The 13,243-nt window shown below is 52.7% G+C and carries 12 protein-coding genes; 5 read left to right on the top strand and 7 right to left on the bottom strand.

What is annotated here, in order from left to right; translation table 11 throughout:
- The first annotated feature begins 75 nt into the window (after positions 1-75).
- A complete protein-coding gene (locus ABXS88_RS00280; RefSeq protein ID WP_353673220.1) occupies positions 76-579 on the top strand; it encodes a hypothetical protein in 504 nt (167 codons plus the stop codon).
- Here ABXS88_RS00280 and ABXS88_RS00275 read toward each other — a convergent pair.
- Positions 558-3,122 carry an EAL domain-containing protein gene (locus ABXS88_RS00275; protein ID WP_353673219.1) on the bottom strand — a complete coding sequence of 855 codons (2,565 nt, stop codon included), beginning with the start codon at positions 3,120-3,122 and terminating at the stop codon, positions 558-560. The two genes, ABXS88_RS00280 and ABXS88_RS00275, sit on opposite strands and share 22 nt — an antisense overlap.
- A gap of 108 nt (positions 3,123-3,230) precedes the next feature.
- Here ABXS88_RS00275 and rlmD point away from each other — a divergent pair, with 108 nt between their 5' ends.
- Positions 3,231-4,622 (top strand): 23S rRNA (uracil(1939)-C(5))-methyltransferase RlmD, encoded by a 1,392-nt coding sequence (rlmD, locus tag ABXS88_RS00270; protein ID WP_353673218.1) that lies wholly within the window; start codon positions 3,231-3,233, stop codon positions 4,620-4,622.
- A gap of 171 nt (positions 4,623-4,793) precedes the next feature.
- On the top strand, positions 4,794-5,786 hold the full coding sequence (locus ABXS88_RS00265) for an N-acetylmuramoyl-L-alanine amidase (protein ID WP_353673217.1): 993 nt from the start codon (positions 4,794-4,796) through the stop codon (positions 5,784-5,786).
- A gap of 7 nt (positions 5,787-5,793) precedes the next feature.
- On the opposite strand, the gene ABXS88_RS00260 is transcribed toward ABXS88_RS00265, so the two are convergent.
- The 4 genes from ABXS88_RS00260 to ABXS88_RS00245 form a co-directional block, all read right to left on the bottom strand.
- Entirely contained in the window at positions 5,794-7,389 is a 1,596-nt protein-coding gene (locus tag ABXS88_RS00260) for an MBL fold metallo-hydrolase (protein WP_353673216.1), read from the bottom strand.
- A gap of 23 nt (positions 7,390-7,412) precedes the next feature.
- Entirely contained in the window at positions 7,413-7,535 is a 123-nt protein-coding gene (locus ABXS88_RS00255; protein ID WP_353673215.1) for a hypothetical protein, read from the bottom strand.
- 93 nt (positions 7,536-7,628) lie between these two features.
- The gene (locus ABXS88_RS00250) at positions 7,629-8,315 is read right to left on the bottom strand and encodes a hypothetical protein (RefSeq protein WP_353673214.1); all 687 of its coding nucleotides are present in this window, start codon (positions 8,313-8,315) and stop codon (positions 7,629-7,631) included.
- Positions 8,316-8,319: 4 nt separating this feature from the next.
- Positions 8,320-8,661 carry a hypothetical protein gene (locus ABXS88_RS00245; RefSeq protein WP_353673213.1) on the bottom strand — a complete coding sequence of 114 codons (342 nt, stop codon included), beginning with the start codon at positions 8,659-8,661 and terminating at the stop codon, positions 8,320-8,322.
- Positions 8,662-8,785: 124 nt separating this feature from the next.
- On the opposite strand from ABXS88_RS00245, the gene ABXS88_RS00240 reads away from it, so the two are divergent.
- A complete protein-coding gene (locus ABXS88_RS00240; RefSeq protein WP_353673212.1) occupies positions 8,786-10,021 on the top strand; it encodes an esterase-like activity of phytase family protein in 1,236 nt (411 codons plus the stop codon).
- Here the strand turns inward: ABXS88_RS00240 and ABXS88_RS00235 are convergent.
- A complete protein-coding gene (locus tag ABXS88_RS00235; RefSeq protein ID WP_353673211.1) occupies positions 9,995-11,320 on the bottom strand; it encodes an FAD-binding oxidoreductase in 1,326 nt (441 codons plus the stop codon). The two genes, ABXS88_RS00240 and ABXS88_RS00235, sit on opposite strands and share 27 nt — an antisense overlap.
- Between ABXS88_RS00235 and hisS the strand changes: the two genes are divergently transcribed.
- Complete coding sequence (hisS, locus tag ABXS88_RS00230) at positions 11,301-12,578, top strand: histidine--tRNA ligase (protein ID WP_353673210.1); 1,278 nt, start codon at positions 11,301-11,303, stop codon at positions 12,576-12,578. The two genes, ABXS88_RS00235 and hisS, sit on opposite strands and share 20 nt — an antisense overlap.
- On the opposite strand, the gene ABXS88_RS00225 is transcribed toward hisS, so the two are convergent.
- Positions 12,575-13,228 (bottom strand): phosphoribosylanthranilate isomerase, encoded by a 654-nt coding sequence (locus tag ABXS88_RS00225; protein WP_353674843.1) that lies wholly within the window; start codon positions 13,226-13,228, stop codon positions 12,575-12,577. The genes hisS and ABXS88_RS00225 overlap by 4 nt on opposite strands.
- Between the last annotated feature and the right edge of the window lie 15 nt (positions 13,229-13,243).

The following is a 13,243-nucleotide window of genomic DNA, read 5'->3' as shown; positions in this document are numbered from 1 at the left end:
GAAGGGGTCTTCATTTTCCTTCTTTTTGTGTTTTAGCGTAGGAAATCGCAGTCAACGAAGTGGGAGGCTAGCGCTATGCTATGGCTGAAATATCTACCGATTATTTCCATTTTTCTACTGCTGGCGACTTATACAGCCTTTGGCTGGCATGTTGCCGCGGCCGGTTTGGCCTGGAGCGAGCCGTTATCCGCTCAGTTTAAAAGTTTAGATGTAGACCTAGAACAGCAAAGTATCCTCTGGGCTATTCATATCCTGGCGCTCTTGGTGATTGTGTTGACCTCCCTGGCCTTGACGGCCCCCATCGCCCTGATGACTTTTTTTGTCGGCAGTTGGGCCCGCTCGGAAGTCCAGTCCATGATTTCCATGGTCGTCTGGTCTTTTATTTTGGTCGTGATGTTGCGCTGGTTCAACTATTTTATTGAATTTCTCGTCCTAATTTGCGCCGCCGTACTGGGTCGGATTGAGCTTCGCAATGCCGGCCTCAATCAACCCCAGGCGATCTTCGTCTTGCTTAGCCTTTGTATCGCTAGTTTTGGAGCCGGGGTTTACAGCTATTTTCACTTTGGTGCTAATTTTTGAACGGTATTGACTAGGAAGTCCTGGGCTGCCGCCGTTGTCAAGGGTTTAGATAACAAATACCCTTGACCTAGCTCACAACCCAGAGATTGCAGGGCCTGGAGCTGAGCCTGGGTTTCAATCCCTTCAGCAACAACATTAATGCCCAGGAGGTCACCGAGGGTAATCACTGTCTTAACGATGGCATAGTTGCGTTGCCCTTCCTGCATTTGATTAACGAAGGAACGGTCAATTTTTAGGGAATTGACCGGCAGACGGTAGAGATAACTGAGGGAGGAGTAGCCTGTCCCAAAATCGTCAATGCTAATGCGAATGCCTTTGGTACGAATGCTGTCTAGAAGATGGGTCACCTTCTCAATGTTATGGATCAGCATAGTTTCGGTAATTTCTAGCACCAAGCTCTTCCCCGAAATTCCGGATTCCGCAAGACTTTGATCCAGTTTTTCTAGAAGTTGGGGGTCGTAAAACTGGCGAGAGGATAGATTGACGGCAACGTAGAGAGACCGCTGGGCCGTTAGAGCTTGCCACTGGGCCAATTGTTGACAGGCCGTTTGGAGAATCCAGTGTCCCAGGGGGATAATCAGTCCCATTTCCTCGGCGATGGGAATAAAGTGATCGGGACGAATCCAGCCCCGTTGGGGGTGTTGCCAACGAATGAGGGCCTCAAAACCCTGGAGTTGGCCGCTGGCAATGGTCATAATCGGTTGGTATTGGAGCGTAAATTCATGGCGATTCAAGGCCTGGCGTAAATCACTTTCCAGGTGGAGGCGTTCCAGAACCTGGTGATGCATAGAAGGGTCAAAGATCGCATAGGTCGCCCGTCCATTGAGCTTGGCGCGATACATGGCAATATCCGCATCTCGGAGGAGTTCCTCGGCCTGAGTATAGGTGGGATTACTCAAGACAATGCCCATGCTGGCGTGGCAGACGATGCTGTGGGCCTTGAGTTGAAAGGGATGTTTTAATTCTGTCAGCAGACGCTCCGCCACTTCCACGACGGCCCCAATTCCCTCTACATCTTCTAGCAAAATCACAAACTCATCTCCCCCTAGGCGGGCCACTAAATCCACCGACCGCACCAGTTGTTTGAGGCGTTGGCTAATATCCATTAGGAGCAGATCCCCCAGGGAATGCCCGAGGCTATCATTAATGATCTTGAAATTATCTAAATCTAGAAATAGTAGTGAAAAACAGGCTTGAGGATGACGACTCAGTCGGTGAATAGCTAATTCAATTCTTTCAATTAAAACTGAGCGATTGGCCAGGCCCGTCAGACTATCATGGCGGGCATCATATTTTAATTGTTCTTCGATCTGGACTCGGGCAGTGACGTCCCGTGATGTACTTTGAAAATGAATAATTTGGCCCTGATCATCCACAATCGCCTTCGTCAGGGTTTCCAACCAAATGGAGACTCCCGCTTTTGTTTGGGTCGCATAAACTAGAGGAGAGCGCAGGGCCCGGGCCGTCTCTGTAGAGGGAACGTTCACTCCCTGCAGTTGAATGACCTGGGGCGCATCCTGGGCAATTAATTCCTCTGAACTATATCCTAAAATGGCTTGACAAGAGGGAGAAATGTAAACTAATCGGCCATCAGCGTCATGCAAACAAACCAAGTCCTGCATGTTATCCGTCACCAGCTTAAGCTTCTCTTCACTTTGTTTACGGGCATTAATTTCTCGGCTTAAACTACGATGCCAAATTATAATTCCTACGATAGAGAGAACAAACACAAGACTGAAAAGAGCAACAATAATCTGTTTAATTGTTTTCCAGCTAAATTGATTAGGATTCTCTAGCCATCGTTGTTGAGCCTGATAATAAATAGAGTCGGGATTCGACTTCATTTTTGAGATTTGATGATCAATGGCATTGAGAAGTGGTTGATCGGTCGCCCTAGGCGCAATGAAGTGAAGTTGGGAGGCCTCAACCAAAAGATTCGTCGGCACAGCATCGTAGTCATGGGCAAAATGCTCACCAAAAAAACGGTTGACAACCCCAGCATCCGCCTGTTTTTTATCCATCGCCTCAAAGACCTGCTGAGCACTTTCGACTTCAATAAATTTAGGCTTGATATAAAAGGCCTTTGCTCTCTGAGAGAGGGCATCGTACTGAATACTATTTCTGATAATGGCGATTTTTTTCTGATCTAGGTCAAGAATCGTATTGATGGTAACCCTATGGCGAGCATAGACGATAGACCAATTATTGAGAATAACTTCCCGATTGAAATCAAAACGCTGGTCTCGTTCAGAGGAATAAGCAACATCAACCATGAGGTCGAGAGCCCCATTTTCAATGGCGGATAAACACTGGTGCCACTCGCAGGGAATATACTGAATTGACCAATTTTCTCGTTGGGCAATTTCTTGTAGGATATCCACCCAAAAACCAGCGGGTTGCCGATTCGAATCAAGAAAAACCTTGGGCTCATTTTGATAAATTCCTACCCGGACTCTTTTTTCGACTCCCTCGGCTCGATCGAGGGGTATGGTGAGGAGGAGTAAGGCCCCCCACCCAATAGCGAGTCTCTGCAGAAATTTCATAAATCGAGGGATGGCATCTGGAGGTCGGCGGAAAAAATGAGCAAGCAGGCCCGGGAGATAGCCTACAGGATAATTTAAGATGGGCATAGGCTCTAGGAAAGAGGGGAAATGGCCACAACAACCGCAATTAACCATAGCAACGACGGCAACTGGCAACCTGGCCAGACCCTTGAGCTAACCATTACTGGACTGAGCCACACCGGAGAAGGCCTGGGTCGTCTGGATAATCGCGTGATTTTTGTGCCGGATAGTGTCACGGGAGACCGCTTAACCGTGCGTTTGACTCATGTGAAGCCGAGTTACGCCCAGGGGCAAATTCAGGCCATCCTGGAACCATCGAGCCATCGGGTCAGACCTGCTTGTATTGTGGCGGATAAATGCGGTGGTTGCCAGTGGCAACATATTACCCCCGCTTTTCAGGCTGACAGTAAACAACAGCAAATTATTGATGCGCTAGAACGGATTGGGGGGTTTATCTCGCTTCCGATTCAACCCCTGTTGGCCTCTCCCCATACCCTCGGTTATCGCAATAAAGTTACCTATCCCCTAGCTCGCTCCAGTACGGGTCAGGTACAAGCCGGCTATTACCGTCGCCAGAGTCATCGTCTGATTAACTTGAATCAATGTCCCGTGCAGGATAGTCGTTTAAATCCCCTGCTGAAGGAGATTAAGGAAGATATTCAGCTTCAGGGCTGGTCTATCTACGATGAGACCCAAAAACGAGGCAAATTACGCCATTTATCCTTTCGTATTGGCCGCCGCACGGGGGAAATTCTGTTGACCTTGATTAGTGCCCAGGCCAGCTTAACCAATCTGAAGGAACAGGCCGAGGTCTGGTTAGGGCGTTATCCCGACCTAGTGGGGGTGGCCCTCAATTTACAACCCCAGCCCAATAACTTGATTTTTGGGCCAGAGACGCGAGTGATTGCAGGACAAGGCACCTGTCGGGAACACTTTGCGGGCTTGACCTTTGACCTTGGTGCCGATACCTTCTTCCAAATCAATACAGAGGCGGCAGAATTACTGCTAGAGCAGATCCTCCCAGCCTTGGCCCTCAGCGGTGAAGAAACCCTGGTAGATGCCTACTGTGGGGTGGGAACCTTTACCCTACCCCTGGCCCGACGAGTCAAACAGGCCATCGGTCTTGAAGTGAACCCCAATTCTGTGCGGCAAGCGGAACACAATGCCGAAGCCAATCAAATTACCAACACTATCTTCGGGGTCGGCAATGTCGAGGAACAACTGGCCCATTGGTTGCCGGAAGCGGATCTCGTTTGGCTCGATCCCCCCCGCAAGGGCTGTCATCCTTCAGTGCTAGCGGCCCTGCTGGCCCAGCGGCCCAAGACCATTGTTTACCAAAGCTGTCAACCGGCGACCCTGGCCCGGGATCTCAAAATTCTCTGTGGCCCCGGGGCCTATCAACTGACTTGGGTACAAGGCGCTGACTTTTTCCCCCAGACCTCCCACGTTGAATGTGCGGTTATTTTGCAGGCCACCTAAGCCGTCTGCTCTACCCGGTCGTTGCCTGAAAAATCAAATTGTGACCATAAAGTTTTATCAATAAATGGTTCTCTGTTGGAAGAAAACCAAGGCCCTGGGCGAATCTCAAAAACCTGCCTACAATGGATTGTCCTGATTTTTCAGGTACGTTTTCAGGTGAGGAGAATGGTAATGAAATGGCTAGTTTATGCTGGCTCCAATATTTTTGTTTTATGGATGACGACTTCCGGGGCCTGGGCCGGGTCTCTAAGCTATTGGAAATTTGATGTTCAAGATAGTCGTCTGGATTTTGTGACCAGTGGCCAGGTTCGGCCCAAGGCCCAGATTTTAGCCAATCCCACCCGCTTGGTCATCGATCTACCGGGGATTCAATACCAAGATGCCACCGTCTATAAACCCCTCACGAGTTATGTTCGGGAAGTGCGGGTAGGCCGCTTGGATGGACAGACAACGCGCCTGGTGGTGGAACTGGCAGCCGCCTATAGTCTGCGGCCCTGGGAAGTGCAGATGCGCGGTCTGGCCCCGAATCGGTGGTCTGCTAAGCTTCCCAAATTATTATCAACAGCGGAATATCAACTCCCCAATGATCCCGTGGAGGTGACGGTACCGCCGCCCCAGGCCTTACCGAGGCAACGGTTTAAAGTGGTTATCGATCCAGGCCACGGGGGCTATGACCCTGGAGCGATTGGCCTAGGAAGTATTCGAGAAAAAGATATTGTCCTAGCCATTTCCCAAGGCGTGGCGCGGGAACTAGAACGGCAGGGGATTGGGGTCGTCATGACCCGTTCTCGGGATGAATTTATCTCCCTCCAGGGCCGAGTACAAAAGGCAGAGGCAGTGAATGCCACTATCTTTGTGAGCATCCATGCTAATTCCATGGGCCAGGGACAACCGGGGGTGAATGGCCTGGAAACCTACCACTATTCCACGGGCCTCCCCCTGGCCCGCAGTATTCATCGCAGTATTCTTCGCCGTTTGAACATCAAAGACCGAGGGGTAAGGCGTGCTCGCTTTTATGTGCTCAGAAAAACCTCCATGCCCGCCACCCTAGTGGAAGTGGGCTTTGTCACTGGAGCCCAAGATAGTCGCCAACTAGCTAATCCCAGCTATCGTCAACGCATGGCCGAGGCCATTGCCGCTGGTATTATTAGTTATTTGCAATGAAAATTGCTTACAGGGCCTCAAACACAGGGCAATAGCCTTCGGGGCTGACGCGGAAACCAGCGAGGGGGGAGGCCCGATTACTACAGCGTTGTTGGCGGTAAAAACGACAATTTTGGCAACAGTCCAGGTCTTCGAGGCGTTTTTCCTGGTTGCGATACTTTAACAGTTCTCGCTGGGAAAGGCCCCGTAGAATCAGTTCTTCCCCCTGCCAACGGGCCTCGATCAAACCCGTATCGGCAAAGCCTGGCCAGCGGGGATCTTGGGTGATGCTATCTTCAAAACTAAAGTGGATCAGTGTGCCCTGCTCACTCACTTCTCCCTCATAAACCACAGGTAAAGGCGGTGTGGGCTGCCAAAATCGTTCCCCAATCGGCAATTCTAACCAGGCCCCCGCGGTGGGGGAATGCAGTTGATAGCGACTTTGAAGTTCTTCTAAACCCGTCAAACTATTGATGTCTCGAGGAGACCCATGCACAAAAATAATGTGCTGGGGGCGGAGGTTATGGATGAGTTGGGTGGTATTGCGCCCATCGCTATGCTCGGCCAGGGTGTAGGGAATGACGGTCGGGGCCAGGGCCAGTAATTCGGTAAAGTCTGCATCGGTCACTTCTTGGAAGCCGGTCAGGGCATCGGAGACCAAAACCGTCCAGGGTAGAGCCCGATTTTGTTGTAGGATTGTCCGCCAGTCTTCTGTCACGATCACCGTCGGGCGGTTAGCAAACTGGGTTGTGTCGGCCAGGGCCAGGGGCCGCAGGCGGGGATAAACCCGGTCATCCCAAAAGAGGGGTTGGTGTTTGGCAAAGTTCTGGACGGCCAGGGGCAAAAAAGGCAGGAGGGCCTGGTAAGTATCGCAAACGGGCCCTAGACTCTCTCCAGCCCAGAGGTCAATGTCCCGGCCGGTAAATTGGTGGTGGGAACGGAGTAGTTTGAGAATTTCCTGCCCCAGACCGAGGGGAGAAACGGGAATTAGAACGGGCTGGCCCTGCTGGAGGGCCTGGTCAATCAATTGGACTAACTGTTTTTCCTGCTGGCGACGGTGGGGGTGGCGACGGGCCCCCAAGGTACTTTCAATGATCAACACATCCGGAGCCAGACCCCGTAGTTTTTCTAGGGAAAGGCCCTCCACCAGTTGCAGATTCGAGAGGGAGAAGTCACCGGTGTAGAGAATGCGGTAGGTACGTTGGGGCAGCGTATAGGTCAGCAGAGAGAGGGCTGCACCGGGAAGATGGCCCGCAGGGATCAGTTCTAGACTCAAATTCTCCGCCAGGGCCTGGGGCGTTCGCCAGGCCAAAGGTTGGTAGGAATCTTCCCCTAGGAGTCGAGCCGTGACTTCACTGGTGTAGATGGGCAATCGAGGAAAGTTCTGCTGGAGGGCCCCTAGGCCGCGACTATGATCGGCGTGGGCATGACTGCAAACCACCGCATCCGCCGGGGCCATGCCCAGGGCCTGGAGGAGGCTAATATCAGCCAGGCCACAGTCCAAAAGAATCCGATAGGGCCCTAGACGGAGCAACAGGCAAATCCCTTCTGACCCATGACCTACGGCGTAGGGAAAACAGGAGAGCAAAGAACCCGGAGAAGCCGAGGCAGGGCGTTTAACCATGGCCGGGAAACGTTAGGCCAAGCTTAGTGGGCAGAGCCATTGCCATCGTAGTTATCGGTATCGTAAAAACCGTTTTTAGTCCCAAAGAAGAGGGCCGAGACGATAAACAGGCCCGTCAGTACGACCATTACAATTTTGACATCCATAATTAACAAAATCCTCACTAAATAGGTCTAGGAATGGGATTGAGGCCCATGGTAACGCCTTTTTGGGGGAATACCGCGAGCCGCTAGGGTCTCTTAAGCTTCGTCATCACTGGCATCAGCCCGGCTGACCTTTGCCCGGTGTAACAGGTTGGTCCCGCGGCGATAGCCAATATAGCGAACAACCACAGGCGTTCCGATTTCCAGATCTGCCTCCTCGTCATCCAGAAGTTGATGCCACTGGGGATCGTAGCCGACGGTTTCCCCCACTGTGGCCAGGGCCTCGACTTGCCATTGTTGTAGAAGGTTAGCTAAGGGCCGAATAAGGGGCAGGAGTTTAACCGCGGGCCACTGGGGATTACGTTGGGCGGCAGCGGCGGCAGTGGGCCATTGCAATAGCCAGGGTTCTAAAATAGCCAGCACTTCCTGTTGGAAACGCTCGTAGAGGGCCGCTTGCTGGCAGGCCAATTGGCCCTGGAGTCGTTCGTATTCCTGCTGTAAAGCTTTCAGCTCTGGTTCTAGAGAGATGACCGGGGCCGTTGGCGTTGCCATAGGTAGAGTTGAACCCTCACTTAGGGTGGCGACTAACTCTGGGATGGGAACCTGGAGGGCCTGGCCCAACTTCAGAAGTACTTCCACTGGCATCTTCGGCAACAATCCATACTGAATCCGGGCCAGTTGCCAACCCGAAAGGCCCGAAACAGTACTGAGCTTTTCCAGCTCAGCAATACCGGCCTGGTGCATCAGAGCCATGAGCGCATCGGTATAGGGGGGAGGGGTCATGGAATTACTCAAAAACAACGGGCGTATCGAGATCTTTGCAGAAATCGATCTTCGACGGTTCACTTTCCGAGCCATCGTAGAACTTGGCTTTAATCCACTGCTCACAGGCTTCGTTGTTAGTGGACTCATCCCACACGATTTTCAGCTTTTGGCCAGGGGCAACTCCTTTGCCAATGTCGAAATAACCCCAGGTTTTTTTATTTTGGGAGACCTGGATTTCTTTAATGCCGGTATTAGTATTATTTTGCACCCAAAAATACCATTGCTGAGCTACGGCCATTCCGGGCCAAGTCCCTAGGCCAACTAGGGTCGTCAAGGAGAGAACAGAGAAGGAGCGTAGGAACATTATCAATGTGTAATCTCGATATTTCTAGTGATGATAGTCCTTTGCGTTGGGATCTGAGTCTTTGTAAAGAAAAATCAAGTTATCGGCTGGAGTTTTCCTGAAAATAGTCTCCTGTGGCTTAATTGTGCGGATTTTAGCTAGCCTAGTTCCCCGTCACCTCATCAGTATTACCATCGGGGAGACCGCCCTCAACTTCGGCGACTCCAAGTTAATCTCATTAAGTACTGTTTTCATGGGACATTTCCGCATTGGTCTTCTGTTGGCAAGTTACCTATGCCTTAGTTTCTGGGGATGGATTCCCCCGGCCTTGGCCCAGGCTCGTCTATTTCAGCCCTTGGCTATTGAATTTTTAGGAGAATATCAACTACCGTCTCAAACGAAAGAGGGCCTTAAAGTTGGGGGCCTCTCGGGCCTGACCTACGACCGTCAGCGCGAGCAGTTCTATGCCATCAGTGATGACCGTCAGCATCCCCGTTTTTATACCCTGAAGCTGAAAATCGTACCATCGGGCCAGCAACCGGCTTTAACCGCAGTAGAGGTTGAAAAGGTAACCGTTCTGCGGGATGCCCAGGGCCAACCCTATCCTCCAAACCAGCTTGATACCGAAGGTATTGCCCTCAGTCCCCGTGACAGTTTGTTCATTAGCAGTGAAGGCGTCAGTGCCACCCAGGCCCTGCCCCTCATTGGTGAATTTAACCGTCAGACGGGCCAACTCCAACAACTCTTGCCCCTACCCCAGCGTTTTCTGGCCCTGAAACCCGGCCAGGGCATTCGCGATAATCTAGGGTTTGAGGCCTTAACCCTTGCCGCCACTAGTACTCTGGCTGATGATCCCTTTCGTCTGTTTACGGCCCCGGAAAATGGTCTAGCCCAGGATCTCGACCCCGAGGCCCCTAGCTGGGCTGCCCCTCTACGGTGGCTCCACTACGGCATCAATAGCATCAGCAGTCCGGGCCTGATCGCCGAAAATCCCTATCTGCTCGACCCCGCCCCGGCAGGAACCCTGACTAATGGGCTCTGTGACCTATTGGCCCTGCCGCAGGAAGGCACTTTTCTAAGTCTAGAACGAACTTTTGGCCTCACCGGGTTTGGGGCCAAGCTGTTTCAGGTGGTGAATGCCAATGCCACGGATACGTCCCGACTGGCTAGTCTAGCTGGGGGCCGGGCCCAATTAGATCCATTGCGCAAACAATTGCTCTTGGATTTATCCACCCTCGGTCTCGAACTGGATAACCTAGAGGGCCTAAGTTGGGGGCCGCGGTTTGCCGATGGCAGTGCTAGCTTAATCCTAGTCAGTGATGATAATTTTCGGCCCGAGCAAGTCACCCAATTCCTACTGTTTCGCATCCAGGGCCTGTAATTGCTGATTAAGCGTCGTAAAAATAGCATCGTGCCCGGTGGTGACGGCTTGGGCAAAGTGACGGGCTAAGGGCAAACTGTAGCAGAAGGGGCTACTAAAACCCGTAAACAAATATAGGCCGGGTCGAGTCTTCACTTGGCCGACCAAGGGATTGGGAGAGGCAAAGGCGACACGGCAATGGTGAAGTTGGGCTGGCACATTGGCTAAGTTTGGCAAGACTTGAGCAATCGCGGCCCGCAGGCGTTGTTCACTAGCAATAGGGTCAGGTTGATAGGCGGGATGGGTCACCAGTTGGCTGATTTGCCCTAATAGATAGTGGCCATCTAAAAATTGAATGGCCCCGGCTTCTAGGACTTCTGCTTGCACAGTATCGGTCGGGGTTGACCAGTCAAGAGAACTGGCCTGGGCCTCTAGGGCCAGACGAGCAAAGCGGGCCGGCATGACCAGAGGAGCTAGGCGCTGGGCCAAAGGGGGAGTTTGCAGAACCAGGGCCTGACTGAAGTAGAGGGGGAGATCAACCCCAATGCGGGAAAGTAAGGCTCGGCTATCGGCCCCAGCACAGACGACAATGTTGGGAGCGGCGTAGGTGGCCCGTGACGTCACAACACCAGTCAGGGTGTCGCCCTGGTGGAGAAATCTTTGCACCGTTGCGAGTTTTATTTCTCCTCCGAGTCGCAAAAAGGCCTGGCGATAGGCCTGGAGGGTTTTAATCGGGTGAATATGGCCATGGGGAACCGTCAAGGCCCCAGTAATAATAGCGGGATTCAATTGGGGTTCCAGGGCCAGAACGGTGGCCTGGTCTAAAAGGGTTGGTGGCGTTAAACAGGCCCGGAAGTTTTGCTCAAGGCCCTGGGGATCATCGCCAGCTTGGAGGTAGAGCAGGAGGTCTAATTCTCGATATTCTGTGGCCCCGTCCAGTTCCTGCGCCAGGGTACCTAACAAGGCCCGGCTTTCACGGCAGAGTTGTTGCAGGAGTGGTGTTGTCCCCGACCAATAGGGAACGCCCCCGTAGCCATAGGCCGTGGCATTGACCGGGGCCAAAACCTTGTCTAACAGCAGAACTCGCTGACCCACCTTTTGCAGTTCGTAAGCTAGGGGAAGCCCTGTGATGCCAGCTCCTAGTACAATCCAATCAAAATGGGCCATGGTTGTGTATCCCTTAATCAGAGCGAGAGATTGTCCGCTTCTATCGTAATCCTGAAGATTACCGGCTAGTAACAGCAGTCCCCAATCCGCTATCGTGGTTAAGGCAATTTGAACCGTTAGGACGCGAGCAGAGATGGGCACGATCCAGGCCATTCGAGGTACCCGTGATATTTTTCCCCCCGAAATTAGCTATTGGCACCGGATTGAGCAGGTAGCCCGGCAGGTGCTGAACCGGGCCTGTTATCAGGAAATTCGTACTCCTATTTTTGAGCAAACCAGTCTTTTTGAGCGTGGCATTGGCGAAGCAACGGATGTCGTCGGCAAGGAAATGTATAGCTTTAGGGATCGGGGCGATCGTTCGCTGACGTTGCGGCCAGAAGGCACTGCGGGTGTTGTCCGAGCCTACATTGAAAATAATCTCTATGCTGTGGGGGGAGTACAACGGCTGTGGTATCAAGGGCCGATGTTCCGCTACGAGCGGCCCCAGGCGGGACGACAACGCCAGTTCCACCAGATTGGGGTTGAAGTCTTGGGCAGTGCAGATCCCCGGGCCGATGTAGAAGTTATGGCCCTGGCTACGGATATTCTGAAAAATCTCGGCCTCCAGCATTTGCATTTGGCCTTGAATTCCGTCGGCAATGGAGAGGATCGTCAGCGCTATCGGGAGGCCCTGGTGGCCTATCTCACCCCCTATCGTGCCGAACTAGATCCTGATTCCCAGGAGCGTCTTGACCGCAATCCCCTACGCATCTTGGATAGTAAGGACAAAAAAACTCAAGCAATTGTCCAAGCGGCCCCGAGCATTCTCGATTACCTCGGTGAAGACTCCCGTCGGCATTTTGATCAAGTCCAGCAGTTGCTCACGGATCTAGACATTGCCTACGAACTCACCCCCAGCTTGGTACGGGGCCTGGATTATTACACCCACACGGCCTTTGAAATCCAATCTGATGATCTGGGGGCCCAGGCCACGGTCTGTGGCGGGGGCCGGTATGATGGCCTGGTGCAATCCCTCGGGGGGCCAGAAACTCGCGCAGTGGGTTGGGCCATTGGCCTGGAACGTCTGGTCATTTTGCTCCAACAACTGGGCCCAAGTAACCCAGCCCGTCCTGATTTTTACCTGATCTCCAAGGGCGAAAAAGCTGAAGCCAAGGCCTCCCAGTTGGCCCAACAACTCCGTCACCAAGGCTTTTCGGTGGAGCTGGACTTGAGTGGTAGCGCCTTTAGTAAACAATTCAAACGGGCTGACCGACTCCGGGCCAGGGCCTGCCTCGTACTGGGAGAGGCCGAAGCCGAAACCGATACCGTGCAATTAAAATGGCTCGCCAGCAAGGAACAGGAAACTTGTAACCTTAAGGAGCTATTGAGCCAGGGGGAGCAACTCCGCCAACGCCTAGCCGAGCTCAATTAGGCCAAAGTCCATCCTGCTTGTGCCAGGGCCAACTTCAGGGACTGAACCTTCTCTAAGTCCTTATCTCCGGGGGCCACTTCCACGCCACTGGAAAGATCGAGTCCATCGGGTTGGAGGTAACTCAGGGCCAGAGCAACATTATTTGGGGTTAGGCCCCCGGCCAGAAACCAGGGAATGGGCGGCTGAAAAATTCCCAAATCGGCCCAGGGCAACGTATGACCCGTACCCCCCAATTGCTCAGGATGGTAGGCATCAAGAAGGAGGCTATCCACAACGGCGTAGTAGGCCGAGGCTTGCTCCAAGGCTGAGGCCTGGGGAATCCGCAGGGCCTTGATTAATTCCTGGCCAGGACACTGGCGTCGTAGCTGTTGACAAAAAGCTGGCGTTTCATTGCCGTGGAGTTGAATACCGGTTAGGCCCGTTTCTTTTACCACAGCCTCAATCTCCTCAGCGGCCTGATTGGCAAAGACACCGATGGTGGCAATGGTTGGGGATAACAGGGCCATAATGTCCCGAATCTGTTGCGGGGTCACGTAGCGGGGAGAGGTGGGGACACAAATAAAACCCAGCGTCTGGAAGCCTAAGGCCGTAATGGCCTGGGCCTGGCTTGGGTGGCGCAGGCCACAAATTTTAACTCGTTGACGATTCACGTTAATTTTTGGGGT

Origin of the sequence: Synechocystis sp. LKSZ1 (assembly GCF_040436315.1) — a bacterium.
Taxonomy (GTDB): Bacteria; Cyanobacteriota; Cyanobacteriia; order Cyanobacteriales; family Microcystaceae; genus Synechocystis.
Note: the sequence above shows the minus strand (reverse complement) of the source record. Positions and strands in the feature narration are given on the sequence as shown.

Coding starts and splice junctions, on each gene's coding strand:
- ABXS88_RS00265 (WP_353673217.1), top strand. CDS start 4,794: ATGAAATGGCTAGTTTATGCTGGCTCCAATATTTTTGTTTTATGGATG.
- rlmD (WP_353673218.1), top strand. CDS start 3,231: ATGGCCACAACAACCGCAATTAACCATAGCAACGACGGCAACTGGCAA.
- ABXS88_RS00275 (WP_353673219.1), bottom strand. CDS start 3,122: ATGAAATTTCTGCAGAGACTCGCTATTGGGTGGGGGGCCTTACTCCTC.
- ABXS88_RS00235 (WP_353673211.1), bottom strand. CDS start 11,320: ATGGCCTGGATCGTGCCCATCTCTGCTCGCGTCCTAACGGTTCAAATT.
- ABXS88_RS00255 (WP_353673215.1), bottom strand. CDS start 7,535: ATGGATGTCAAAATTGTAATGGTCGTACTGACGGGCCTGTTTATCGTC.
- ABXS88_RS00260 (WP_353673216.1), bottom strand. CDS start 7,389: ATGGTTAAACGCCCTGCCTCGGCTTCTCCGGGTTCTTTGCTCTCCTGT.
- ABXS88_RS00245 (WP_353673213.1), bottom strand. CDS start 8,661: ATGTTCCTACGCTCCTTCTCTGTTCTCTCCTTGACGACCCTAGTTGGC.
- ABXS88_RS00280 (WP_353673220.1), top strand. CDS start 76: ATGCTATGGCTGAAATATCTACCGATTATTTCCATTTTTCTACTGCTG.
- hisS (WP_353673210.1), top strand. CDS start 11,301: ATGGGCACGATCCAGGCCATTCGAGGTACCCGTGATATTTTTCCCCCC.
- ABXS88_RS00250 (WP_353673214.1), bottom strand. CDS start 8,315: ATGACCCCTCCCCCCTATACCGATGCGCTCATGGCTCTGATGCACCAG.